Consider the following 25,556-nt stretch of genomic DNA (forward strand, 5'->3'; position numbering starts at 1 on the left):
ATTTGAGGTGATACCATGGACCCTATTTTGGAACGATACCACGCGCTGGAAGAAAAGGTGGGGGTCTATACTCCGAACCTGGACACCAAGCTGCTGTTTGACGCCTTCACCTTCGCGGACTCCGCCCACAAGGGCCAGCTGCGCAAGAGCGGCGAGCCCTATATCATCCATCCCCTGGCGGTGGCCGAGATCGTGGCCGACCTGGAGCTGGACGTGGACTCCGTCATCGCCGCCCTGCTCCACGACTGCATCGAGGACACCCAGGCCACCCACCAGGACATCGCCAAAAAGTTCGGCGAGCCGGTGGCCGCCCTGGTGGAGGGCGTCACCAAGCTGACGCGGGTGCAGTGGACCTCCAAGGAGGAGGAGCAGTCGGAGAACCTCCGCAAGATGTTCATGGCCATGGCCCAGGACATCCGGGTCATCCTCATCAAGGTGTGCGACCGGCTGCACAACATGCGCACCATGGAGTACCAGTCCCCCCGCAAGCAGCGGGAGAAGTCCCTGGAGACCATGGAGATCTACGCTCCCATCGCCCACCGCTTAGGTATGCAGAAGCTGAAGTGGGAGCTGGAGGACCTGTCTCTGCGGTATCTGGACCCGGTGGGCTACAAGGAGATCGAGGACCAGCTGGCCGAGCGGTCCTCCGCCCATGAGGAGTTTTTGGCCTCCATTCAGCACCGCATCCAGCAGCGGCTCAGCCAGGAGGGCATCCACTGCACCGTCTACGGCCGGGTGAAGCATATCTACTCCATCTACCGCAAGATGTACGCCCAGAACAAGACCCTGGACGAGATCTTCGACCTGTACGCCTTCCGGGTCATCGTGGATGACATCCCCGAGTGCTACAACGTGCTGGGCTGTATCCACGACATGTTCAAGCCGGTGCTGGGCCGGTTCAAGGACTATATCGGCACCCCCAAGCCCAACATGTACCAGTCCCTCCACACCACCGTCATCGGCCGGGAGGGCATTCCCTTCGAGGTGCAGATCCGGACCTGGGAGATGCACCAGACGGCGGAGTACGGCGTTGCCGCCCACTGGAAGTACAAGCAGGGCCTGGCCAACAAGAAGCTGGGCACCGAGGCCGACTTTGAATGGGTCCGGAAGCTGCTGGAGAACCAGCAGGACACCGACGCCGAGGAGTTTGTCCGCACCCTGAAGGTAGACATGTTCGCCGACGAGGTGTTCGTCTTTACCCCCAACGGCGACGTGGTCAACCTGCCCGCCGGCGCCACCCCCATCGACTTTGCCTATAACATCCATTCCGCCGTGGGCAACACCATGGTGGGCGCCCGGGTCAACGGCCGGATGGTCCCCTATGACACCCAGCTGCAAAACGGCGACATCGTGGAGGTCATCACCTCCAAGGCGGCCAAGGGCCCCAGCCGGGACTGGCTGCAGATCTGCAAGTCCAACGAGGCCCGGAACAAGATCCGCCAGTGGTTCAAGAAGGAGCGCCGGGAGGAGAACATCGTCACCGGCCGGGCCGCCTTCGAGGCGGAGCTGAAGCATGTGAAGATCCCCCTGTCCGCCGTGACGGCGGAGGAGGTGCTGCCCCACATCCTGCGGAAGGTGCGTCTGGGCACCCTGGACGAGCTGTACGCCGCCATCGGCTACGGCGGCACCACCGCCGCCAAGGCGGTGGCCCGGGTGAAGGATGAGCTGCTGCGTCTGGGCCGGCTCCAGGCGGAGAAGGCCGCCGCCGCCGCCAAAACCACGGCGGAGAGCGTCATCGTCCCCGGCATGAGTCCCACCGTGGACCCCGTCCAGCTGAAGGGCTCCAACAAGCACAACGACTCGGGCATCATTGTGGAGGGTCTGGGCAACTGTCTGGTGAAGTTCGCCAAGTGCTGCACCCCCGTTCCCGGGGACCCGGTCATCGGCTTCATCACCCGGGGCTACGGCGTCTCTGTCCACCGGGCGGACTGTCCCAATGCCGCCCCCGACAAGCGCAAGCCCGAGGAGGCCGACCGCTGGGTCAAGGTGTCCTGGGTGGACAGCAGCCTGCCCAACTATAAGACCGCCGTGGAGGTGTCCGCCAAGGACCGGGACGGACTGACGCTGGACATCGCCATGGCCCTGTCCGCCGCCAAGGTGAAGGTCACCGCCCTGTCCGCCCGCTCTCTGCCCGACGGCCACGCCGCCATCAATATCGTGGCGGAGGTCAAGAACAAGGACGAGCTGAACTTTGTCATCAACAAGCTGAACAACATCCAGGGCGTGTACTATGTGGCCCGGGCCAGCGGGAAATAAGAAGCGCGGAGGATAGGTGCATAGGGGAGCTTGGAGCGGAGCGAGGAATACAAACCAGGCACCGCATAGCGGGGCTGTTTGTGTTCCGAGTCGAAGTGAAAGCGACCCGGCCATGCACCCAATCCGCAGCGTGACACCGCGAAGCGCGGAGGATAGGCGCATCGGGGCGCAAGTGTGCGTCCGAAGAGGCCGTCCGGGTCCTGCTGTAGGGCGGGGGGCTGGCCCCCGCCGGGTTCTCCGCCGCACCCGGGCGCATACGATGTGTTCGGGCGCCCATCTTTCTTTTGTGGAGGTAGTTATTTATGCGCGCGGTCGTGACCCGGGTTTCCTCCGCCTCCGTGACCATTGACGGACAGGTGGAAGGGGCCATCGACAAGGGATATCTGATCCTGCTGGGGGTGGGCCCCAGCGACAATGAAGCCGTCTGCGACAAACTGGCCGAGAAGATCTGCAACCTGCGGGTCTTTGAGGACGAAAACGGCAAAATGAATCTGAATCTGGAGCAGGTGGGGGGCGCCATGCTGGTGGTGTCCCAGTTCACCCTGTACGCCGACACCTCTTCCCGCCGCCCCGGCTTCTCCCACGCTGCCAAGCCCGATCTGGCCGTCCCCCTCTATGAGCGCTTTATGGACCAGTGCCGGGCCCGGGGCTTCCGGGTGGAGCACGGCCGATTCGGCGCAGATATGCAGGTGGCCTCCGTCAACGACGGTCCCGTGACCATTTTATATGACTCTGAAGGAGGCTTGTAACGGCGGCCTGCAGCCGCCGGCATCCACCTTCCATCCCAGCGGGCGGCCGCCGGCCGCCCCGACGAAAGGAACTATTTTATGAAAGTCAAAGTCCTGTGCGTGGGCCCCATCGGCACCAACTGTTATATTCTGGAAGACGAGGAGGCCGGACTGGCCGCCGTTATTGATCCCGGGGACGAGGCGGACAAGATCCTGAAGGCCCTCCGGGAGGATGGCGTGACCGTGGAGTATATCCTGCTGACCCACGGCCACTATGACCACACCACTGCCGTCCCCGACCTGCACAAGGCCCTGCCCCAGGCCAAGATCTATATCCACCGGGCCGACGCCAACGGGGCGGGCAACCAGCTGTTTCCCCTGGCGGGCCAGGTGGAGGGCCTGCGGTACTATGACGAGGGGGACGAGCTGAAGCTGGGGACCCTGACCATCCAGGTGCTTCACACCCCCGGTCACTCCAAGGGCTCCGTCACCCTGAAGGTGGCCGACGTGCTCTTCTGCGGGGATACCCTCTTTGCCGGGTCCTGCGGCCGTACCGATTTTGCGGGGGGCAGCTACGCAGAGATCATGGACTCCCTCAAGCGGCTGGGCGAGCTGGAGGGGGACTTCTACGTCTGCCCCGGCCATGATATTACCTCCACGTTGGAGCGGGAGCGCCGGAGCAACCCCTTCCTTCGGGAGGCCATGGCCCACTAAGGGCTCGGCGCCCCGTCCCAATGAACTGCCGGCGCGTGCGCGGCTGAAAGAATGGAATCCCGGGTAGGGCGGGGACTTGTCCCCGCCGCCGGCCCGGGTTTACTCTGCGGCGGGGGCAGGCCCCCGCCCTACCAGAAGGTATCTCCTTATGAAGCTCTACTTTACACAACCGAATCACCCCTGGCAGCCGGAGCGGTATCACTACGCCGCCGAGCAGATGATGCTCACCCTCTTCCCGGGGGAGAGGCCGGAATACCCCGGGGAGGCCCTCCGTACACTGGATGGAGGGGACAGCGCCGCCGGGTTCACCCTCAGCCGCCAGGGAGAGGAGGCCGTCCTTACCGCCCGGGTGGTCCGGGAGGGAAAAGGGGCCCAGGCCTCCTTCTCCTTCCCCGCCGGCGAGCTGGACCGGGCCCCCGAGGCGGTGTACCACACCGTCCAGCATGCGCTGAAAATGGCCTTTTACCAGGCGGGCGTGGAGCTGCTTGGCTATGAGCCTCCCTGGGGGGCGCTCACCGGCGTGCGGCCCGTCAAGCTGCCCACCCGGGCCATGAAGCGGGGCGCCTCGCCGGAACAGGCCCGGCAGGAGCTGGAGCGGGAGTACCGGGTCTCCCCCGTCCGGGCTCAGCTGGCCGCCGACTGCGCCGAAGCCAGTCTGGCGGCGGACCGCTCGTTAAAGGACAACGAGGTGTCGGTGTATGTGGGCGTCCCCTTCTGCCCCACCCGCTGCGCCTACTGCTCCTTCGTCTCCGCCGACGTGGGCCGCACCCTGAAGCTGGTGGAGCCCTATCTGGATGCAGTCTTTCAGGAGATCGACGCCACCGCCGCGGCGCTGAAGGCGGCGGGGCTCACCGTCCGCTCCTTCTACATGGGGGGAGGCACCCCCACCACCCTGACGGCGGACCAGATGGACCGGCTGCTGGCCCGGTGCGAGGAAGCGCTGCCTCTGGAGGGCTGCACCGAGTACACCGTGGAGGCCGGCCGGCCCGACACCATCACCCGGGAAAAGCTGGAGGTCCTGGCCCGCCACGGGATCGGACGCATCTCCATCAACCCCCAGACCCTGGAGGACCATGTGCTTGCCGCCATCGGCCGGAAGCACTCCGCCGGGGATATCCGAAGGGCCTGTGACCTGGCCCGGTCGGTGGGCTTTGACTGCGTCAATATGGACCTGATCGCCGGCCTGCCCCGGGACTCCTTCGACGGCTTTTGCCGCTCTCTGGAGGGGGTGCTGGCCATGGACCCGGAAAACGTCACCGTCCACACCCTGGCGCTGAAAAAGGGCTCCACCCTCATGGAGCGGGGGGACCTGCTCCCCTCCGGGAACGACGTGGCCCGGATGCTGGACATCTCGCTGGACACCCTGCGCAGGGAGGGCTACGCCCCCTACTACCTGTACCGGCAGAAGTATATGTCCGGCTCGCTGGAGAATGTGGGCTGGGCCAAGCCGGGGAAGGAGAGCCTGTACAACATTATCATGATGGAGGAGCTGCAGACCGTGGTCTCCATCGGGGGCGGCGGGGTCACCAAGCTGGTGGACCCGGCGGCGGGGAAGATCCTCCGCCTGCCCAACCCCAAATATCCCCACGATTATCTGGCCGTGCTGGACAAGGTGCTTGCCCAGAAGGGGGAGATTGCGGCGTTTTATCAGAAGTGACCGGGACAAGGACGGACTGCGGAAAGACCACAGCGCCTTGACCGCCTCGAGGAAAGGAGATTTTATGGCTTACCAATTACAGGAGATCAACAAGCGCATCCAGAGCGACGTGGGGGAGTTTTTGGCCGAGTGCGACCGGAACTATGCCGAGCGGGTGTCTCTGGCGGCGGACAAGATCCTGGCCAATCTGGAGCACAGCCCCATCGTGCTGCTGTCCGGCCCCTCCGGCTCAGGCAAGACCACCACGGCCATGAAGATCGCCGAGGAGCTTCAGCGCCGGGGCGTCAACTCCCATGCCGTGGCCATGGACAACTATTTCAAGACCATGAACCGCCGCACCGCCCCCCGGACGCCCGAGGGGGACATCGACTATGAGTCACCGCTGTGCATGGACATGGACCTGCTGGATGCCCACTTCTCCGCCCTGTCCCGGGGCGAGGAGATCATGATCCCCAGGTTTGAGTTCGCCCGCCAGATGCGCAACGACTCTCTGGGTACCCCCCTGAGACTGGAAAAGAACGAGATCGCCATTTTCGAGGGCATCCACGCCCTCAACGATGACATCGCCGGCCGCCACCCCGAGGCCACCAAGCTGTATATCTCCGCCCGGTCCAACGTGAACGAGGGCTCCGTCCTCCGGTTCAAGGGCACCTGGATGCGGCTGACCCGCCGGGCCGTCCGGGACTATAACTTCCGGGGCACCGGCGTGGACGAGACGCTGGAGATGTGGGCCAACGTCCGCCGGGGAGAGAAGCTGTATATCTCCCCCTTCAAAAACCGGGCGGATATCATCTTCGACTCCTCCCTGCCCTATGAGGTGTCGGTGATGCGCAACTACGCCGTCCCCCTCCTCCAGAGCGTCCCCGAGGAAAACGAGCGGCATGATGAGCTGCTGGAGCTGATCCGGGCCTTCGAATGGTTCGAGCCCGTCGATCCCGCCCTGGTGGCCAAGGACTCCCTCATCCGGGAATTCATCGGCGGGGGAAGCTACAAATATCACTGAGCCGAAGGCTCGGTGCAGATAAGAGATAAAAGATAAGGCGGCCTTTGGCCACCGCCCATTTCTGGGTTCTCCTGGTCCAATATCTCTTATCTTTTATCTCTTATCTCAGACCTGGAGTGATCCAAATGACCTGTCAACCCATCTACGATTCCCGGGACGCCCGCTACAAGACCCCCTATGGGGCAGTGGCCGCGGGGACCGTGGTACAATTCACCCTCCGCCCGCCCCGGGCGGCGGGCTTTTCCCGGGCCAGCCTGGAGGCCCGCTTTGAGAGCCGGAACGACGAGACGCTTACCCTCTCCATGCCCTGGGCGGGGATGGAATTGGGCCAGGATCTGTTCCACGCCCAGCTGGACGTGGGGGACTACATCGGGCTGGTGTGGTACTCCTTCCGGCTGGAGGGCATCGACGGCCGGAGCCAGGAGCTGGGCCCCTACCAGCTCACCGTCTACGACGGGCGGGAGGAGGTGCCCTCCTGGTTTGGCGAGGGGATGAGCTATCAGATCTTCCCCGACCGCTTCCGCCGCTCCCGTATCCCCAACCCGGAGGGAATGGTGGGGGGCCGCTGGGTCCACCAGAGCTGGGAGGAGCCGCCGGAGTACCGTCCCGACCAGCGGGGAGAGATCCGCAACCGGGACTTTTTCGGCGGCGACTTCCGGGGCGTCATCGAGAAGCTGGATTATCTGAAGGAGCTTGGGGTGGATACCATCTACTTCAACCCCATCTTTGAGGCGGCGGAGAACCACCGCTATGGCACCGCCGACTATGACCGCATCGACCCCATGCTGGGGACCAACGAGGACTTCACCCACCTGTGCGGCGAGGCCCACAAGCGGGGGATGCGGGTGATGCTGGACGGAGTGTTCAACCACACGGGTTATGTCAGCCGTTACTTTAACGGGGACGGGTTTTACCCTGAGGCGGGAGCCAGCCAGAGCTGGGACTCCCCCTACCGCACCTGGTTCAGCTTCATCGAGTGGCCCAAAAAGTATGAGAGCTGGTGGGGCATCTATTCCCTCCCCGCCGTGAATGAGAATGACCCCGGTTACCGGGACTTCATCTTTGCCGGACAGGACAGCGTGGTCCGCCGGTGGCTCCGGGCGGGGGCGGACGGCTGGCGGCTGGATGTGGCCGACGAACTGCCCGACGACTTTGTCCACGGCATCCACCAGGCCGCCCGGGAGGAGAAGCCCGACGCGGTGGTCATCGGCGAGGTGTGGGAGGACGGGTCCACCAAGGTGGCCTACGGCGTGCGCCGCAAGCACATTCTGGGGGGCCACTGCGACGGGCTGATGAACTACCCCCTGCGAAACGCCATCCTGACCTTCTTCCAGGGGGGACAGGGGGAGGACTTTGTCTCCGCCATGGAGACCATCCGGGAGAACTATCCCCCCTTCGCCTTCTACTCGGCCATGAATTCCCTGGGCACCCACGATACCCCCCGCATCCTGACCCTGCTGGGGGCCGGAGGCGAGTACCGGGACCAGTCCAGGGAGTGGCGGGCCGGTTTCCACCTCTCCCCCAAGCAGCGCCGCCGGGGCAAGGACCTGCTCCGGGCGGCCTCTCTCCTGCTGTTCTGCTTCCCCGGCTCCCCCACGGTGTACTACGGGGACGAGGCGGGGATGGAGGGGTTTGAGGACCCCTTCAACCGCCGGACCTACCCCTGGGGCCATGAGGACCGGGAGTTGATAGACTGGTTCCGGGCTCTGGGCGCCCTGCGGCGGGACCATTCCGCCCTGCGCCGGGGAGATATCCGGTATGTGGCCGGGAAGGGCCCCGTGCTGGCCTTTGTCCGGAGGGACAAGCAGGAGCAGGTGCTGTGCGCCTTTAACAACAGCGAGGAGCCCCAGCGGCTGGAACTGGGGGACGTGGGCGCCCTGGACCCCCTGCTGGGCCGGGCCCATGTGGACACGGAGGAGGGCTGGACCTCCCTGGTCATCCCGCCCCAGTCGGGGGCGGCCTTCCAGGTGAAGTAAGGCCGGAAACCGCTGCGGCCCAAGGGGCGCAACCGCAGATTGACAAAACGGAAGGGACGGGTGATTGCCAGACCCGTCCCTTTTTGCTATGCTGGAAAGGCAAAGCGGAGGCCTGTAGGGGCGCTTTACGAAGCGCCCGGACGGACCCATACACATTCAGCGCGGTAGAAATTCACACGGTCACAAGGAGGCGGAGCGTATGACCCTGGGCCAGCGTATCCAGGAGCTGCGGAAGAAACAGGGCCTGTCCCAGGAGGCCCTGGGGGAAAAACTGGGAGTGTCCCGCCCGGCCATCTCCCGGTGGGAGATGGACGGCGCGGTCCCGGAGGTGGACAAGCTCATTGCCCTGTCCAAGCTGTTTGGCATACCCGTGGGCCAGCTGCTGGGGGTGGAGCGTCCCGGCGATGAAGAACAGGCGGAGGACCGGGAGCTGACCGGCCGGGAGCTGGAGGTGGCCCGGGCGGTGGCGGACCGCTGCCTGGAGGGGGAGCGGGCCCGGCGGGAGCGGTGGAAGAAAGCCCTCTGGCTGGGGGCGGCCCTGGCCGGGGTGCTGGCTCTGGCCCTGGGGGTGTGGCTGTTCCAGACCTATGACCGCCTGGAGCAGGAGGGGGACGAGTACGTCCTGGACTGGCTCCTGGAGGACAGCATTGGCCAGACCTACCAGGGGGAGGTCTTTCGCTTCACTGTGGCCCGGGGAAGGGGTGGCCTGGAGGCCCAGGTGGAGGAAATTAACACCCAAGCGGTGCCCTATTTTTGAGCCTGGCGCAAAAAAACATAAAAACGGGACTGTCAGAGATGACAGTCCCGTTTTCATGTACCTCAGCAGCTGGCGCCGCCCACCACGTTCAGACCCAAAATCTCGGCCTTCCGCTGCAGCAGCTCGTCTCCCAGGAGCAGCTCCTGGGCCTTGTCGAAGCCGATGCGGTCGATGGTGTCGGCAAAGCGCTCGCCGGATTTGCCCTGGTCCCGGAACAGGAGGATGGCCTTCTCCACCACGGCCATGACCTCGTCCTTGTCGGTGAAGATCTTGTTCAGCATCTGGCCGTGGGCCACCTTCTTGCCCCAGCGGCCGCCCACAAAGATCTTCCAGCCGTAAGTACCCTGGTCGTTGCAGTGGAAGGGGCACTTGCCCACGCAGCGGCCGCAGTTGTTGCACAGGTTGGGGTCAATGACCAGCTTGCCGTCTGCCAGCTTGGCGGCGTGGATGGGGCAGGAGACCTCAATCTGACACTTCTTGCAGCCCTTGCACAGCTCGGGATCGTAACCGGGCACCCGGGCGCCCACGATGCCCAGGTCGTTCAGGTCGGGCTTGACGCAGTTGTTGGGGCAGCCGCCCACGGCGATCTTGAACTTGTGAGGCAGAGACACGTCCCGGTAGCCCTTGTAGAAGCGGTCGTGGATCTCGTTGCTCAGGTCATAGGTGTCGTAGAGGCCGTACTGGCAGGTGGTGCCCTTGCAGGAGACCACGGGGCGGACCTTGCTGCCGGTGCCGCCGGTCTCCAGGCCCACCTTGCCCACATAGGCCCGGAAAGCGTCAATGTCGTTGTAGTCGATGCCGGACACCTCGACGGTCAGGCGGGTGGTGAACATCATGTGGCCGTCGCCGTAGAGCTTGGCGGCCTCGGTGATGGCCTGGCTCTCTTCGGCGGTGATGCGGCCGTTCCGGGTGATGATGCGGCCGTTAAACTTGTTGGTGCCCTTGTGATGGAGGAAGCCCAGGCCCTTCACCCGCTTGATGTCCTCGGGGCGGAGGGTGCAGCCCTCTGCCTGGGCGGGCGCGGTCTTGCCCTCCAGCTGGTCGATGAACTTCTCCAGAGCCTGGGCAGTCAGCTCCACGGCGGCCACGCAGCGCTTCTCCGGCGTTTTATACTTGGCGGCCAGGGTGGCACAGTCGATGGCGCCGCAGTCCAGCTCCTTCTCAAAGGCGGCTACGAACTTGCCGCACAGCTCCTTGAAATCCTCGCGCTGGCCGTACATCTTGCTCAGCACGCCGATGGCTCCGGCCAGACCGCCGCAGGTGCTGCCGCAGCCCATGCCGGTGCGGAAGCCGGCGAACAAGCTGATCTCCCCCTCGGTCAGACCCAGATCATAGATCTCGTTGGCGGCCAGAAGAATGCCCTCGGCACAGCTCTTGTCCAGCGTGCCGTAGTAATACCCCGCTCTCTCTTTCAGTGTCATTTGAGTCCCCTCCTACATAAACTTAATGTAAAAACTTGACGATGTTATAGACGCTGATGCACATGATGAGCACCATGGCCCCCTCCAGGCAAAGGGTGGCCTGCCGGTTGTCGATCTTCTTGTTGATGCGGCGGCCCACCTCGCTGCCGATGACGGCCAGGACCATCATGCCCAGGAGAATGGACAGGTCCAGCTGGGGAACGCCGGAGGACAGGATGGTCTTCAGCGTGCTGGTCAGCTGGCTGAGAAGCACGATGAACAGGCTGTTCTGGGCGGCTTTCTTGGTGGGCATGGAGAAGAAGTAGCACAGTACGGCCACGTTGAAGGGTCCGCCGCCGATGCCCAGGAAGGAACCCAGCATCCCCAGAAGCAGGCCGATGACCACAGCCACCGCAGGAGCGTTCACATGTCTGGAGGTGAGGCGGTCCTTGTTGATGGTATAGATCAGCGTGGCGAAGGTGGCGGCCAGAAGCAGACAGGCCTGGACCCCGCCCGCCGTGTTCTGATCGGCGAAAAGCGCGGCTACCATCGTGTACAGCTGCTTGCCCACCAGCCCGCCCGCGGCGGCGCCTACGGCCAGATAGGGGGTGCTGCGCATGTCCAGCACAGACTCCCGTTTCAGCGCGGTTTTGCCTACGTTCCAGCAGGACATGGCGATGACGGTACAGCCGGACAGAAAGGTGATGGTGGACACCGCCATCACTCCGGTGGCGTCCAGCACCGGTTTGATGATAATGCCGCCGCCCATGCCGCAGATCGTGCCGATGATGCAGGAAAATAATGTGACAAGGTAACTGATCAGCTGCGTCATAATGTCCCTTCTTTACTTTTTAAAACAAGCACATTGTATCACGCGCCTAAGAGAAATGCAATTGGAGCCGGGGAAATTCCACTGGGAAGTGATGGAACGGCGCTCACCGCCGGAGCCGGTCCAGACGGCGGATGAGCAGCTGGGCACACAGGCCGGTGAACAGGCCGGTGATGATGCCGGACAGGAGCAGGTAGGGCAGGTACGCCATGACGGCCCAGGTCTTCAGCACTCCGGCGGCCACCAGCAGCTGGCCCAGGTTGTGGAAGACGGCGGCGGCGGGACTGCACAGCCAGATCTGGTCCCGGGTGAGCGCCTTTCGCAGCAGGACCATGGACAGCCAGGCCAGCAGGCCGCCGCCCATGGAGTAGAGTAGGGTCATCATCTGGCCGGAGAACACCGCCCCCAGAAATACCCGGGCGCAGAGGATCAGCAGGGCGTCCCCGGGGCCCAGGACAAAGACGGCATAGACGGTGATGATGTTGGCCAGACCCAGCTTGACCCCCTGAATGGGGACCAGGACGGGGAGCTGGGCCTCGATCATAAAGATGGTCAGGGCGATGGCGGTGAGCAGGGCCAGCAGGGTGATGCGCCTGGTCCCTTTAACCGGCTGCGGCGTCAAGGGCCTCCCCTCCTCCTATGATCTGAATGATGAGCTTGTTGGGCAGACATACGATGGGCGTCGTGCCATCGGAGATAAAGCCCTGATGAACGCAGATCTGGTCCGGGCAGTCGGCCTCGGACACCCGGATGCGGCCCGGCTCCACCAGAATGGTGTTGGTCAGGCCGGCCGGTCCCTCCACGGTGAAGGAGAAGGGCTCCTCCACCCCGGTCAGGTCGATCTCCCGCACCAGTTCCCCGTCCAGGGTGATCCGGGCCACCGGGTGTTCCTCCCCCGCCGGGCGGAGCAGAAGCAGGGCGGCGGAGCCGGCGGCCAGAAGGACTAGGGCGGCCAGGATCAGCTTTGCGCTTTTGTTCATGACAGCACCGTCACCTCCCGGTCTTCATAGCCCTGGGCCAGGGAGAAGGACTCCTCCAGGCCGGAGGTGATGAAAACAGAACCGTCGTCGGTGATAAAGATAACGTCGAATTCCAGCGACCGGTGGGCGCGCCAGAAGGCGGTCCCCTCCTCCAGCCCCATGACAAACAGGGCGGTGGACAACCCGTCGCAGGTAAGCCCCGAGGGGCTTACCACCGTGACTGAGGCCAGGCCGGACCGGGCGGGGGCGGCGGTGTCCGGGTCGATGATGTGCCAGTAGCGTACCCCATCCTCCTCAAAGTACCGCTGGTAGCCCCCGGAGGTGCCCATGGCCATGTCCTCCAGCTTCAGCACCCCCAGGTACCCCTCTCCCGCCGGGTCCTGGATGCCGATGCGCCAGGGGGAGCCGTCGGGCTTGGCCCCGATGGCCAGAATGGAACTCTGCCCCAGGTCCAGCAGGGCGGAAGCGACGTCCTGCGCCTTCAATTCCTCGGCCAGCACATCCCCGGTGTAGCCCTTGGCCACAGCGCCCAGGTCCACTTCCACTCCCTCGGGAATGAGGACCGAGGAGCCGGGCTCCAAACGGACTGTGGAATAGTCGATATGGCAGGCCAGCGCGTCCAGTTCCGTTTGGCTGGGTACCCGGTAGTCCCCGGTGGTGAAGCCCCAGGCTTTTACGGCGGGGTAAGCGGTAATGTCCAGCGCGCCGCCGGTGACCCGGCACAACTGCAGCGCCTGGTCCAGCAGGCCGGCGGCGGCTTCCGGCAATTCCACAGCCGTTCCAGCGCTGTGGTTCAGGGTGTAGATGGGGCTATTCTCATCCGTTGCGGAAAACTGCCGCTCCAAATCGTAAATGGCGGCCACCACCCCGTCCAAGGCCTCCTGTCCGCCCCAGACCGTCAGGTTCATCACCGTATCCATAGCAAAGATGGTCGTTTCATTCTTCTCGTCTTTTTGTTGGCAGCCTGTCAGCAGGGCGCACAGCATTGCCCCCGCCAGGGCCAGGGCCAGGGGACGGCGGGCCCTTGTGAGCGCGGGCATCTTACAGCACCTCTTTGTACATGGCGGCGGCGTCGTTTTTGCCCACGTTGTCGGCCACCACCAGCACCTCCACCTTCAGAATCCGCTCCCCGAATTTCAGCTCCAGCAGGTCCCCCACCTTCACGTCGTAGCTGGCCTTCACCGGCCGGCCGTTGGCGGTGACCCGGGCGTTGTCGCAGGCCTCGTTGGCCACCGTTCTCCGCTTGATGAGGCGGGATACCTTCAACCACTTGTCCAGTCGCATGGTAAAAAACTCCTTATTGTGATACAGGATGAAAAAGGGGACGCTGAATGACAGCGTCCCCGCGTTTATCAATAAATTACTGGGCCACAGCGTCCTTCAGAGCCTTGCCGGCCTTGAACACGGGGGTCTTGGAGGCAGGGATCTTGATGGCCTCCGCGGTCTTGGGGTTGCGTCCCACCCGCTCGGCACGGGCCTTGACCTCAAAAGAACCGAAGCCGACCAGCTGCACCTTCTCCTGCTGGCTCAGAGCGGCGGTGATGGCGTCGATAGCGGCGGTGACAGCGGCCTCGGCGTCCTTCTTGGACAGGTCCGCCTTCTCGGCGACGGCGGCAATGAGTTCGGTTTTATTCATAGTCGATTTCCTCCTGTGTGAATGGGACAGCGCCTTCGCGGCACATGTCAAAAAAATATACTTAAATCCCGGATGCGGGACTTTAAGTTGCCTGGTGTTCCATAGCCTTGGCCTGACGCCAAAGAGTCTCCAGCGCGGGGACGTCCAGCTGGGTCATAGGCTTGTCCGCCAGCTCCTCCACCCTCCGGAAACGGCGGATAAATTTCTCGCAGGCGGCGTGGAGGGCCAGTTCGCTGTCCAGCCCCAGAAAACGTCCAGCCTTGACGGTGACGAAGAGCAGGTCGCCCAGCTCCTCCTCTATGTTGGTGTTGTCCCGGACGGCCTGCCGCAGCTCCGCGGCCTCCTCCGAGATCTTGTCCAGCACCGGACCCACGGCGTCCCAGTCAAAGCCCGCCTTCCGGGCCTTCTCCTGGATCTTCTCCGCCCGGGTCAGAGCGGGCAGGGAACGGGCCACGGCGTCCAGCGTGTCGGCGGCGGTCTTTTGTCCCTTTTCCTCCCGCTTTTGGGCTTCCCAGGCGGAAAGCGCCTTGTCGGTATCGGGAGCGTCCACAGCGCCGAAGACGTGGGGGTGGCGGAAGACCAGCTTTTTGCAGATGCCGTCCACCACGTCGTCAAAGGTGAACTGGCCCGCCTCCTGAGCCATGCGGGCGTGGAACACCACCTGGAGCAGCACGTCCCCCAGCTCCTCCTTCAGGTGGGCGGGGTCCTCCTGGTCGATGGCCTCGGCGGCCTCATAGGCCTCCTCCAGCATGTTGCGGCGGATGGACTTGTGGGTCTGTTCCCGGTCCCAGGGACAGCCCTCGGGGGACCGGAGCAGCTCCATGATGCGGATGAGGTCATCTATGCCGTAGCGGTCCATACGTTGAAAATTTACCACAATTTCGCTTCCTTATCAAGATATTTTTTGGGATATTCGGGCGTTTCAGAGCGCCTGGAGCGCGGCAGCGCCAGACTTTTCCAGATAATAGGAGAAGCTCACAGCCGCAGCAGGCGGGCCAGCTTATCCCCCTTGGGCATCAGCGCCAGATCGTCCCGGGAGATGGCCCGCAGGGCGACGATGAGGACAAAATAGATGACCATGGCCACCAGGATGGCGGCCATCGTGGCGGCGGCGTTGCCCGTGCGGCTGATGACGCCGGAGTCGTCCAGAAACAGCCGGGACAGCAGGCCGTACACCGCCCAGGCCGCACCGCCCATGAGGGCGGAGGCGGCCAGGGGCTTCAAGAAGATGGGCAGGTACCGGGGCCGCTGGGGAATGACCCGGGAAATGATGACCAGATCCAGCGCCAGGCACAGCCCAAAGCACAGGACGTTGCCCATGGGCACCCCGAAGATGCCCACCTTGGGAATGGCCACCACGTTGTAGTTGGTGACGATCTTTACCGCGCCCCCCAGCACCATGACCGTCACGGGCAGATTGACGAAGCCGTGGGCCTGGAGGATGGAGTTGCACACCAGCATCATGCACACGAACACGGTAGCCAGACCCAGGGTGGACAGCAGGGGGCCGGCCAGCTGGGTGGTGAGGCTGGGGAACAGCAGGCGCATGATGGGGGTGCCCAGGACGAACAGGCCCACCCCCATGGGGAAGGCCAGCAGAGCGGTGATCCGAAGGGCGGAGCCGGTGATCCGGGAGGCGCCCCGGCGGTCCCGGCGGGCCAAGGCTCCGGAGACGGCGGGGATGACGGAGGCGGTGATGGCCGCCATGAGGGAGGTGGGCAGGTTATAGATGTTCAAAGCGCCGCCGTAGTTGCCGTAGAGGGTGCGGCTGATGGATTCCAGGGCGGTGTGCAGGGCCAGGGCGGCCTGGTCCCCGGCGGACAGGACGGCCTGGGAGTCATTCAGCAGCGGCTCCACCTGCTGGGACAGGGCGGCCATGGTGGCCGCCGTGCCGGCGGACAGGGTGCCCTCCCAGGCGGCGATGGCCCCCTCCAGGGGCGCGAAGTCCACAAAGTCAGCGTAGAGGGTCCAGCAGCTGGGGTCCTCCAGCAGCACCCGCTGGAGCTGGCCCTGGACCAGGGAGGAGTCGATGACGGTGACGATGCCCACCATGGAGGAACTGAGGGTAATGGGGATGGCGATGCGTAAGATGTTCCCCAGAATGGAGCCGGCGCTGTCGGGCACGTCGCCGGCCAGCCGGGGCTCCCGGGAGCGGGAGAGCAGAAAGCTGAGCACCATGTAGACCAGAGCCACGATAGTGCCCACGGTGACGCCGGTAATAGCGCCGGCGGCGGCTACCTCGGCGGGATGGCCCGCCTTCACCAGCCACCAGGCCAGTCCCAGACCGATGACCAGCTTGCACAGGGCCTCGATGATCTGGGAGACGGAGGTGGGGGTCATGTTGCTGTGGCCCTGGGTATAGCCCCGGAAGGCCGCCAGACAGCCCACGCAGACCACGGCGGGGGCCAGCGCCCGGATGCCGGGGGCGGCCTTGGAGTCGTGCATCAGGCCGGCCAGCCAGTCCGCCCGGAAGAACATCACCAGGAAGGACAGGGCGCCCAGGGCCAGGAACAGCAGCAGGGCCATGCGGAAGATCCGCCGCACCTGGGCGCGGCGGTTCAGGGCGTTGGCCTCGGACACCAGCTTGGACACCGCCACCGGCAGGCCGGCGGTGGAGATGGTCAGCAGTACCGCGTAGATGTTGTAGGCGTTGTTGAAGTCGGCGGTCCCCTGCTCTCCGATGATGTTGACCAGGGGGATCTTGTAGAACATCCCGATAAGCTTGACCACCAGGATGCCCGCGGCCAGAATGGCCGCACCGCCGAAGAAGGTATTCTGTTTTTGACCGTCGACCCGGCGGGGAGCAGCGTCACGTTGGGCCATAATTACCTCCGGCTTTCGATTTTAAGTTTAAAAAGTTGGATGAGGGAAGTGGGTCAGCGTCCGCCTCCCGCGGCTCCAAACATGTGCGGCAGGGCGTAGCCCTCCACCTCGGAGCGGATCTTCTCCAGGTCCAGGGTGAGGAATGTCCCGTTTTCATATATGACGCGGCCCCGGGCCATATTCATGGTCACGTTGCTGCCGTGGGCGGAGAAGACCAGATTCTCCTCCACGTCGTGGCAGGGGGTCAGATTGGGGGCGGTAAAGTCTACCAGGATCAGGTCGGCCACCTTGCCCGGAGCGATGACGCCGGTGTCCTCCCGGCCCAGAGCCTTGGCCCCGTTGACGGTGGCCATTTCCAGCGCCTGGCGGGCGGTGACCGCCATGGGGTCCCGGGAAACGCCGTTGTGGAGGGTGGCGGCCAGCTTCAGATCGGCAAACATATCGGTGCTGTTGTGGGAGCTGACCCCGTCGGTGCCCAGAGACACGTTGACTCCGGCGGCCAGCATGGCGGGGACAGGGGCGATGCCGGAGCCCAGCTTCAGATTGGAGTAGGGGTTGTGGGCGGCGGAGACCCCCTTGGCGGCCATGACGGCCCAGTCCTCGGGAGTGGTGTAGACGCAGTGGGCGGCGATGCCGCCGTTTTCCCACACGCCGTACTGGTCCAGGATCTGGATGGGGGTCTTTCCGTGGCGGGCGAGGCTGTCGGCGTGTTCGGACTGGGTCTCGGACACATGGACGTGCATCCGCTGGCCGTGGGCCTGGGCGTAGTCGGCCATCCACTGCCACAGGGGGGCGCTGGAGGTGTACTCTCCGTGGATGGAGGCGTCCACCTTGATCTGTCCGCCATGATAGCCGTGCCACTCCTGGGTGAGGGCCTGCTGGTTCCGGCAGTCGCCGCAGCGCTGGGGGTCAAAGTCCTCGGGGGCGCCGAAGTAGACTCCGCCGCAGGACAGGTTTGCGCTGATCCCGGCGTCCACGATCTGCCGGGCGATGACGCCGGTGTGCATATACATGTCGGCGATGCAGGTGACGCCGGAGGCGATCATCTCCGCCAGCCCCAGGCCGGTGCCGGCGGCGATGCAGCGGTCGTCCAGTTTGGCCTCGGCGGGGAAAATATAGTCGTTGAGCCAGCTTTGCAGACTGTGCCCGCCGCCGTAGCCCCGCAGCAGGGTCATGGGGATGTGGGTGTGGGTGTTGACAAAGCCGGGCATCATCACCTTGCCGGTACAGTCAATGACGCGGTCAAAGGCGCCCTCGGGGCGCGTCTGGCCCACATAGGAGATATGAGAGTCCCCAGTGGACACAAAGGCGTTTTTCAGCAGAGGCTGGGCCGGGTCCATGGTGACGGCGGTGACGTTGGTAAAGAGCGTAGACATGGGAGACCCCCTTGTGAGTTTGGAATTGTGGCAGGGCGGGGGCTTGCCCCCCGCCGTTCAACGGTTCTCCTATGGAATCCTGGCGGCGGCCCCAAGGGGCCGCCCTACCATGATGGGAGAGAAAGGGTCAATTACATCCGTTTCAGGCAGGCCCGGACCAGGGCGGAGAACTTCTCCCGGGCGGCCTCGGCGGCGTCCAGCACCTCCTGTTCGCTGAGGGGCTGGTCCAGGATGCCGGCGGCCATGTTGCTGAGCAGGGTCAGGCCCAGCACCTCCATGCCGCAGTGGGCGGCGACGATGACCTCGGGAGCGGTGGACATGCCCACCGCGTCGCCCCCCAAAATGCGGGCGGCACGGATCTCGGCGGGGGTCTCGTACTGGGGGCCGTAGCAGTAGAAATAGACCCCCTCCCGCAGGGGGATAGACAGCTCCCGGGCGGTCCGGCGGGCCAGATCCCGGAGCCGGGGGGTGTACAGGTGGGAGGCGTCGGGGAAGCGGGTGCCGAACTCGGGCAGGTTCTCGCCCCGGAGGGGGGACTCGGAGAACATCTTGATCTGGTCGGTGATGAGCATCAGATCGCCGGCCTCCCAGTCGGTGCGGACGCAGCCGGCGGCGTTGGTGACGATGAGGGTGTCGCAGCCCAGCAGCCGCAGCACCCGGACGGCGTAGGACACTTCCTCGTAGGAGTAACCCTCGTAGTGGTGCATACGTCCCTGCATAACGGCCACATTCTGCCCCTCCAGGGTGCCGAAGACCAGCCGGCCCTTGTGGCCGGGGGCGGTGGAGGCCTTGAAGTGGGGGATGTCCCGGTAATCCACGGCGATGGGGTTTTCCACCTCGTCGCCCAAAAAGCCCAGGCCGGAGCCCAGGATCATGGCCACCTTGGGCACAAACGTACCCAGACGGGCCCGCACCGCCTCGGCGCTGGCCCGGTACTGTTCCATGGTATAGGTCATAGGGGCCTCCTTACAGAGCGCCGCCGCAGCGGCGGCAGAATTTGTCCTCTCTGCCGCAGGGAGCGCCGCAGGCGGGGCAGGTCTGGGACTGGCGCAGGTCGGCGATGCGGTCCTTGACCTCGGCCACCTTGGCGGCGGTCTCATCGGCCCGGGCCAGCAGCCCGCTCACCGGGTCGCCCTCGGCTTCCTGGCCCAGATGGGTGTTGTACATCACCTGGCCCAGCTGGCGCAGGATATCGTTGAATTCCCCGTTCAGGTCAAAGAGCTGGACGTTCAGCTTGGCTACGTCCACCATCTGTCCGGCCTTCCGTCCCGCCACCCGGGCGGTGTCGGCGCAGGCGTCGGCGGCCACGTCGGCGGCGCCGCGGATCTTTTCCAGCAGGTCCTTTACCTTGTCGTCCATAGGGATGCGCTCCTTTCCATACCAGTGGTTCACAATTTTTAGTCTTTATATTTTACACCAAAGCCCATGGGATTGCAATAAAAAGGGGGCGAATCGCCCCCGGGGAAGACCGGAACCGCTGAAAAAAAGCCCTGCCGTCCGGGTGGGACGGCAGGGCGTGAGATATGTGTGCGATTCAAGAAGAACTGAGCGAGAAATCAGCGGACGTAGCGGGGCACCTGGGCGCCGTCGCCGTGGGGCTCGCTCTCGATCATGACCAGGATGGACTGCAGAGTGCCTTCGCACATCTGATCCTGATGCTCGGGAGCACGATGGACCATCTGGTCCACGCTGCTGGTGCGGAACCACAGGCCTTCGCCTTCCTTCAGGCCAACGCCGTTGGCGTCGGTGATGTGCTCCACGTCCAGACCCATGGCCTTCAGTTCCGCATAGGTGTGGAACACGTCCTTGGTCTCGGGGGTGTCCTCCCACTTATCCTCGTCATACACCTCGATGGTGTAGGCGTGGATACCCAGACGGCCGTAAGCGTAGTCGATCATCTCGGCGGAGGTGATGTAGTCGTGGTAGGAGTCCATGGTGTAGCAATCGCTGTCCGCACCCTCGGCCCAAGCGGCGCACATCTTCTCGGCGGTCTCCTTCATGAAGGGGATGTCGGCGTCCTTGGGGTTGTTCTCGTCATAAGCGCGGTAGCACCAGGGATACAGGACGCACTGGATGCCGGTGTGCAGGGTGGCCATGGCGTGCATGGGGGTGTTGTACAGGAAGCTCTGGATGGCCTTGACCTCGGGCTCGGTAGCGGGGGCTTCGCCGCCGGAGGACCAAGCGTGCTGGCCGATCTGACCATTCTCATAGCCCTTGGTCTCGATGTCGAAGCGGTTCCACTGATAGTCGAAGGTGCGGTTCATGTCGATGGTGCTGGAGCGAGGATCGTCGCCCAGGATACCATTCTTGTCCCAGTCAGGGCTTTCCATACCGAACTTAGCCTTGGTATTGATGCTGCCATCGGCGTTGGCGCGGTACAGGGTGGAGATAAAGGTATCGCCGTCGATATCGGTGTAGGGGTCGCTGAAGGGAACGCCGTTGCCGTTGCGGTCAGTGGGCCGCAGGTTGGGACGGTTTTTATTCACGAAGGACTGCTCATAGCCGTCGGGGTTCATGACGGGCACGATGTAAATCACATAGTTCTTCAGAATATTCTTGACATAGGGGGTGTTGGAGTTGAGGAGGAACCACCAGGCGGTGTACATGGCGGAGGCAGCGCTCTCGCGCTCGCCGCCGTGGATGTTGGCGATGACGCCGATGCCGGTCTTGTTCTCCTTCTTGCCGGTGTTGCCAGTGATCTCCAGGCACCACAGGTCGCGCTCCTGCCAGGAGGTGCCGATGGAATACAGGTCGGTCAGCTTGGGATAGGCCTCAGCCATAGCGGCCAGCTGCTCTTCCAGCTCGGCAAAGGTGTAACGGTAGTTCCAGTCGATTTGCAGGGACTCGGGGACATTTTGAGGAGTGCCGGGGATAGCGGCGTTTCTGGCCTTTGTGGCGGCGCCGGCGACAGGGATCAGCATGACCAGGACCAGGGACAGACTAAGCAGCCGTTTCAGCAAGGTCTTTTTCATCATTCACATTCCTTTCTTATCCGTCGTTCCTAAATCGTTCCGCGGGGGCCCTATCCTCCTTCTCTTTGCATTTTGGCCAGAGCTGCTTTTGCCGGAAAAAAGAATAAAACTTGCAGCTCTGACGGAGTGCCTACTGATATAATAAACAATGAGAAAAAGAAAGTCAAGGATAAAAATGTCACTTTGAACGAAGAACAAAAGAAAAAATGGACTGCGGAAGGAATAAAAATGAATAGGGGAGGCTGCAAAAAACAAAAACCCTTCGCCGGCGTGGACCGGCGAAGGGTCGGGGCAAAAAGCAGCCGTCAGAGCGGACCGAATTTGGCCGGGGGCCACAGGGCAAAGACCACCTTGCCCAGGATGTAGTCCTCATCAACCGGGCCCAAGCGGTTGTCCCGGCTGTCGGTGGAGTTGTTCCGGTTGTCCCCCATGACGAAGACGGAGCCCTCGGGAACCTCCCAGTGGGTCTGTTGCATGAAGGGGTTGCCGCTGTAATACATGGTCTCTTTGATATAAGGTTCGTCCAGGGGCACGCCGTCCACATAGACGGCGCCTGCCACGTAGTCGATATCCACCGTCTGGCCGCCCACGGCGATAACCCGTTTGACGATGGCCCGGTTGCCCAGGAAATGGGCCGTCTTTTTGTTCAGCACCACGATGTCTCCCTGCTCCGGGTGGTAGCCCAGGGACCAGACCCACATCAGCTCCCCGTCCTTCAGGGTGTTGTCCATGGAGCTGCCGTCCACCCGGGTGAGCCGGGCGAAGCAGTTGAACAGCACCACCGCCGCCAGCATGCAGCCCATGATCATCTGGAGCCACTCGAACAGGTCGGCGCCGGGCCGGCGGGGGGCTTCTTCGGTCTGGCCGGCGTCCTGCCGGGAGGGCTTCTCCTGCACCGGAGCGTCCGCGGTGGCCTCCTGGTCCGGGGACAGCTTGTCAAATTCTTCCGCCAAGGGTATGTCCTCCTTCCCCCAATGGGGATGGCCGGTTCGGGCCGGCTTCAATGACAGATAGTATATGCCTTTTTTTCGGGAAATGCAACCGTTACAGGGTCAAACGGGTGACGTTTTGGGCCTGCTCCAGGGCCTGCCCCTCCCGCCGCTGGCAGGTGAAGAGAAGGATCTGCTGCTCCCGGGCCAGCTCCGCCAGCAGCTCCAGCGCCAGAGTCAGCCGCTGGTCGTCGAAGGCGGCCAGGGCGTCGTCCAGGAGGATGGGAGGCTTGTCGGGCAGGCACAGGCGGCAAACCGCCAGCCGCACCGCCAGATACAGCTGGTCGGCGGTGCCCCGGGACAGGTACAGCACGCTGCGGGGCAACACGTCGCCGGGGCGGGCGGCGGCCCCCTCCAGCTCCCGGGTCAGAGTGACGGCGGCGTACCGGTCCCCGGTGAGCCGGGCCATGTATGCCCCGGCCAGCTTGTTCAGCTCCGGGGAGAACCGCTCCTGGAGCCGGGCGTTGGCCTGCTTCAGGGTGTCCATGGCCAGGACCAGGGCGTCGTACTCCTGACGGCGGCGGGCCAGCTCCGTCTCCAGAGCCTCCTGGCGGGCGGACAGGGCGGCGGGGTCTCCCATGGCCTTCCGGCGGCCCAGCGCCTGATTCAGCGCCTGGACCGTCTGGTCCAGCCGGGCGGAGACGGCGGCCAGGGCTTTTTCCGTCTCCTGGGGAGAGCGCTTCGGGGGATAGAGCATTTCCAGGGTGTCGTAGTCCCGTCCGCCCTGGGCGGCCAGATCCTCCCGGCGGCGGCGGCGCTCCTCCACCCGGTCCCGGGCCAGGGCCAGATCGTGATCCAGATTCAGCGCTCTGGACAGGGCGGCGGAGCAGCCGAACAGGTCGGTAGCCTGGGGAGCGAAGGTGTGGACAAAGCGGAGAAGGTCGGCGCGGCTGTTGTCCCGGCGGGCCTTCCGGTCGTTGAGGGTGCCCCGGACGGCCTTGGACTGCTGGGCCGCCTCTGCCGCCGCGTCACAGCGGGCGCGGTAGTCCCGGACCAGGGCGTCTAACTCCTCTTGGCTCTGGACCTGGTAGCGGGCAAAGACGGCCTGTCCCGCCTGTATGGCCTTTTTGCTCCGAACCAGGGAATAGACGGCCAGGAGAAACAGGGCCACAGCCAGCAGCGGCAGGCCGGGAGAAAACCACCAGGCCGCGGGCCGCCAGCCGCCCCATGCGGCAAAAATATACTGAGTAAACAGAAGAATCGCGGCGGCAAAGGCCAGGGACAGCCAACCCCGGCGCTTCCAAGTCGCAGCCTGGGTACGGCTCTGTTCGGCGGCCCGCAGCTGGCGGGCGACCTGCTCCGCTGCTTCCTCCCCGGACAGTCCGGTGAAATGCTGGTCCTGGGCGGCGATCTGGGCCTGGACATAGGCCTCGTCGGCCTCCTTCAGGGCGGCTTCCCCCTGCTTGATCTCCTCGTCCAGGACCTTCAGATATTGTAGCTCCCCCTGGGCCTTTTTCAGCAGCTCCCGGTCGGGGATGGCGCCGTACTTGGCCGACTCCCCCTCCAGGGCGGTGAGCTGGGCCCGGGCGGCGTTCAGCTCCTCTCCCGCCTGGGCGTAGCGGCGGTTCAGTTCCCGCTGGGCCAGACGGCGGTGGATAAACTGCTCGCTGGCCAACTCGTCCCGCTCCCGTTCCAGAGCGGTCCGTTCCTCCTCCAGCCGGGCGATGCGGTCACTGACCGCATCCTGCCGCTCCAGAGCCTCCCGGACCTGGGCCAGCTCCTCCTCCAGCTTGGGGATAAGGCCCACGCTCCGGTTCACCTTCCGGCGGTTGAGCCACTCCTTCAGCCGGGCCTCGGTCTGGGAGAAGGACACGTCCTCCTCCCCCGAGGAGACCAGAGCGGCGATGCGCTTTTCCAGCTCCGGGGCGGCGGTGACGGTGAGGGAGCCGCCCGAGCCGATGAAGGCGGAGCGCTCAAAGACCTCCCGGCCCACCCCGGTGAGCAACTGGCCGCAGTTGTCGGCGGTAAGGCCGGGGACGGGCTCCTCCGTGCCGGTGTAGACGGCGGAGAAGGCGCCGAAGGGGGTGTTTCCCCTGGGACCCCGGCGGATGGTAATGTCCCGGTCCTGGAACTCCAGGGTGACCTCTCCCTCCATGGGGGCGCCCGACCAGGGCTGATAGCGGTTCTTGTCGGCCAGATAGCCCTTCCGGTCCCGGTCCCGGGTGTCGATGCCGTAGAGCATCGCCTTCCAGAAGGCGGCCCAGGTGGACTTGCCCCCCTCGTTGGGGGCCTGGATCAGATTGAGGCCCGCCCCCAGCTCCAGCCGGGCGCGGTCCAGCTTGCCAAAGGTGGCGGTCATGGATTTGATTTTCATAGGGCCGTGTCCTCCCCATTTTCCAGAGCGGCCAGACCGAACCGGACCGCCAGCTGGCAGACCGGGTCGTCCGGTTCCGCCCGGCACTTGTCCCACATGGCCTGAAGAAACAGCCCCGTGAGGGTGTCCTCCTCCCGCCGGGCCCACAGGTCCCGGGGCAGGCGGGTCCGGTCCAGCAGGGTCAGGCCGTAGAACCGGGGGGCCAGGGCCCGTTCCAGAGCGGCCAGGTCGGGGACCTCCCCCTCCCCGGTGAGGATCAGGCGGTAAATGTCGTCTTGGGTGTCCTGGGGCAGGGCGGCGGCTGCGGCGGCCAGGGCGCTCGCCACCCCGGTGACGTCCACCGTCAAAATTTCATACCGGCGGCGGCACAGGGGGACAAATTGGGCGGTAACGTTCCCCGGCTCCGCCTCCACATAGAGGACCCCCTTCTCCCCCAGCTCGTCAAAGCCCCGGCCCTCGGGACAGCCGGGGTAGGCCCAGAAGGTGTCCCCCGCCCGGTTCAGACCGCTGAACTGGTGGACATGACCCAGGGCCAGGTAATCCAGGCCGCTGGCGGCAATGTCCTCCGGGGTGATGGGGCCGTAATTACTCTGGGGAGCCGTGTCCCCGTGGAGGCACATGAGCCGGAGGACGCCCTTCTCCCCTTCCGTCCGGAAGCCGGCCAAAGGGCTGTCTTCCTGGTGAGGGGCGGTGAAGGCCCGGCCGTACACCGTACAGTTCAGCCGGGGCAGGTCCACCCGCTCCATGGCCCCGTCCCGGAAGATATGGACGTTGTCCGGCCACTCCAGGGTGGCGTACACCGACCGGGGGGAGTAGAAGTCGTGGTTGCCCGGGGCGATGAACACCGGGCAGGGGATGTCGCCAAGGACCCGGGCCAGAGCCTGGGCGGTCTCCCGGTAACAGCGCTGGGAGTCCAGCAGGTCGCCGGAGAGCAGCACCAGGTCGGCCTCCCGTTCCCGGGCCAGCCGGTCCAGCCGGTCCAGCAGGTCCCGCTGCTCCTCCCGGCGCCGGGCGGCCTGTTCCGGGGTCAGGCCGGAAAAGGGGCTGTCCAGATGGAGGTCAGCCCCGTGGATCAATTTCAGCATAGGGATTGTTCCTTGCCTTTCTGTGAGGTTGAGATGAGAGATAAATTTTAGTTTATGGATG

At 64.5% G+C, this 25,556-nt stretch carries 23 protein-coding genes; 7 read left to right on the forward strand and 16 right to left on the reverse strand.

Annotated elements, in window-relative coordinates; genetic code table 11:
* Positions 1 to 15: 15 nt before the first annotated feature.
* From I6E39_RS05000 to I6E39_RS11060, 7 genes are all read left to right on the forward strand, one after another.
* The gene (locus tag I6E39_RS05000) at positions 16 to 2,256 is read left to right on the forward strand and encodes a RelA/SpoT family protein (RefSeq protein WP_235380514.1); all 2,241 of its coding nucleotides are present in this window, start codon (positions 16 to 18) and stop codon (positions 2,254 to 2,256) included.
* Positions 2,257 to 2,558: 302 nt separating this feature from the next.
* Positions 2,559 to 3,005, forward strand: coding sequence for a D-aminoacyl-tRNA deacylase (dtd, locus tag I6E39_RS05005; RefSeq protein ID WP_235380515.1), 447 nt, complete (start codon positions 2,559 to 2,561; stop codon positions 3,003 to 3,005).
* 78 nt (positions 3,006 to 3,083) lie between these two features.
* Entirely contained in the window at positions 3,084 to 3,698 is a 615-nt protein-coding gene (locus tag I6E39_RS05010) for an MBL fold metallo-hydrolase (RefSeq protein WP_235380516.1), read from the forward strand.
* Positions 3,699 to 3,846: 148 nt separating this feature from the next.
* Entirely contained in the window at positions 3,847 to 5,355 is a 1,509-nt protein-coding gene (hemZ, locus tag I6E39_RS05015; protein ID WP_235380517.1) for a coproporphyrinogen dehydrogenase HemZ, read from the forward strand.
* Between the two features lie 64 nt (positions 5,356 to 5,419).
* On the forward strand, positions 5,420 to 6,358 hold the full coding sequence (locus I6E39_RS05020) for a uridine kinase family protein (protein WP_235380518.1): 939 nt from the start codon (positions 5,420 to 5,422) through the stop codon (positions 6,356 to 6,358).
* A 125-nt stretch (positions 6,359 to 6,483) separates the two neighbouring features.
* Positions 6,484 to 8,334 (forward strand): glycoside hydrolase family 13 protein, encoded by a 1,851-nt coding sequence (locus I6E39_RS05025; protein ID WP_235380519.1) that lies wholly within the window; start codon positions 6,484 to 6,486, stop codon positions 8,332 to 8,334.
* Between the two features lie 199 nt (positions 8,335 to 8,533).
* Entirely contained in the window at positions 8,534 to 9,091 is a 558-nt protein-coding gene (locus I6E39_RS11060; protein ID WP_268842191.1) for a helix-turn-helix domain-containing protein, read from the forward strand.
* A 62-nt stretch (positions 9,092 to 9,153) separates the two neighbouring features.
* On the opposite strand, the gene I6E39_RS05035 is transcribed toward I6E39_RS11060, so the two are convergent.
* The 16 genes from I6E39_RS05035 to I6E39_RS05110 form a co-directional block, all read right to left on the reverse strand.
* Complete coding sequence (locus I6E39_RS05035; protein ID WP_235380520.1) at positions 9,154 to 10,512, reverse strand: C-GCAxxG-C-C family (seleno)protein; 1,359 nt, start codon at positions 10,510 to 10,512, stop codon at positions 9,154 to 9,156.
* A 22-nt stretch (positions 10,513 to 10,534) separates the two neighbouring features.
* Entirely contained in the window at positions 10,535 to 11,323 is a 789-nt protein-coding gene (locus tag I6E39_RS05040) for a sulfite exporter TauE/SafE family protein (protein WP_235380521.1), read from the reverse strand.
* A gap of 103 nt (positions 11,324 to 11,426) precedes the next feature.
* Complete coding sequence (locus I6E39_RS05045; RefSeq protein WP_235380522.1) at positions 11,427 to 11,942, reverse strand: Gx transporter family protein; 516 nt, start codon at positions 11,940 to 11,942, stop codon at positions 11,427 to 11,429.
* The gene (locus I6E39_RS05050) at positions 11,923 to 12,300 is read right to left on the reverse strand and encodes a NusG domain II-containing protein (RefSeq protein WP_235380523.1); all 378 of its coding nucleotides are present in this window, start codon (positions 12,298 to 12,300) and stop codon (positions 11,923 to 11,925) included. Before I6E39_RS05050 ends, I6E39_RS05045 begins: the two co-directional genes overlap by 20 nt.
* On the reverse strand, positions 12,297 to 13,340 hold the full coding sequence (locus I6E39_RS05055) for an FAD:protein FMN transferase (protein WP_235380524.1): 1,044 nt from the start codon (positions 13,338 to 13,340) through the stop codon (positions 12,297 to 12,299). Before I6E39_RS05055 ends, I6E39_RS05050 begins: the two co-directional genes overlap by 4 nt.
* A gap of 1 nt (position 13,341) precedes the next feature.
* Complete coding sequence (locus I6E39_RS05060) at positions 13,342 to 13,584, reverse strand: RNA-binding S4 domain-containing protein (RefSeq protein WP_235380525.1); 243 nt, start codon at positions 13,582 to 13,584, stop codon at positions 13,342 to 13,344.
* A 76-nt stretch (positions 13,585 to 13,660) separates the two neighbouring features.
* Positions 13,661 to 13,966 carry an HU family DNA-binding protein gene (locus I6E39_RS05065; protein WP_268842194.1) on the reverse strand — a complete coding sequence of 102 codons (306 nt, stop codon included), beginning with the start codon at positions 13,964 to 13,966 and terminating at the stop codon, positions 13,661 to 13,663.
* 52 nt (positions 13,967 to 14,018) lie between these two features.
* Positions 14,019 to 14,813, reverse strand: coding sequence for a nucleoside triphosphate pyrophosphohydrolase (gene mazG / locus I6E39_RS05070; RefSeq protein ID WP_235380527.1), 795 nt, complete (start codon positions 14,811 to 14,813; stop codon positions 14,019 to 14,021).
* 98 nt (positions 14,814 to 14,911) lie between these two features.
* Positions 14,912 to 16,759: a putative polysaccharide biosynthesis protein gene (locus I6E39_RS05075; RefSeq protein WP_235380528.1), complete on the reverse strand. Its 1,848-nt coding sequence runs from the start codon at positions 16,757 to 16,759 to the stop codon at positions 14,912 to 14,914.
* Between the two features lie 53 nt (positions 16,760 to 16,812).
* Entirely contained in the window at positions 16,813 to 18,135 is a 1,323-nt protein-coding gene (locus I6E39_RS05080; RefSeq protein WP_235380529.1) for an amidohydrolase family protein, read from the reverse strand.
* A gap of 131 nt (positions 18,136 to 18,266) precedes the next feature.
* The gene (locus I6E39_RS05085; RefSeq protein ID WP_235380530.1) at positions 18,267 to 19,091 is read right to left on the reverse strand and encodes a purine-nucleoside phosphorylase; all 825 of its coding nucleotides are present in this window, start codon (positions 19,089 to 19,091) and stop codon (positions 18,267 to 18,269) included.
* A 10-nt stretch (positions 19,092 to 19,101) separates the two neighbouring features.
* A complete protein-coding gene (locus I6E39_RS05090; protein ID WP_235380531.1) occupies positions 19,102 to 19,494 on the reverse strand; it encodes a zinc ribbon domain-containing protein in 393 nt (130 codons plus the stop codon).
* Positions 19,495 to 19,691: 197 nt separating this feature from the next.
* A complete protein-coding gene (locus I6E39_RS05095; protein ID WP_235380532.1) occupies positions 19,692 to 21,107 on the reverse strand; it encodes a M14 family zinc carboxypeptidase in 1,416 nt (471 codons plus the stop codon).
* A gap of 305 nt (positions 21,108 to 21,412) precedes the next feature.
* Complete coding sequence (gene lepB / locus I6E39_RS05100; RefSeq protein ID WP_235380533.1) at positions 21,413 to 22,060, reverse strand: signal peptidase I; 648 nt, start codon at positions 22,058 to 22,060, stop codon at positions 21,413 to 21,415.
* A 91-nt stretch (positions 22,061 to 22,151) separates the two neighbouring features.
* Positions 22,152 to 24,410 (reverse strand): AAA family ATPase, encoded by a 2,259-nt coding sequence (locus I6E39_RS05105; RefSeq protein WP_235380534.1) that lies wholly within the window; start codon positions 24,408 to 24,410, stop codon positions 22,152 to 22,154.
* Positions 24,407 to 25,495, reverse strand: a complete 1,089-nt coding sequence (locus I6E39_RS05110) for a metallophosphoesterase family protein (RefSeq protein ID WP_235380535.1) — start codon at positions 25,493 to 25,495, stop codon at positions 24,407 to 24,409. Before I6E39_RS05110 ends, I6E39_RS05105 begins: the two co-directional genes overlap by 4 nt.
* Between the last annotated feature and the right edge of the window lie 61 nt (positions 25,496 to 25,556).

This window comes from Pseudoflavonifractor phocaeensis (assembly GCF_021531375.1).
GTDB lineage: Bacteria > Bacillota > Clostridia > Oscillospirales > Oscillospiraceae > Lawsonibacter > Lawsonibacter phocaeensis_B.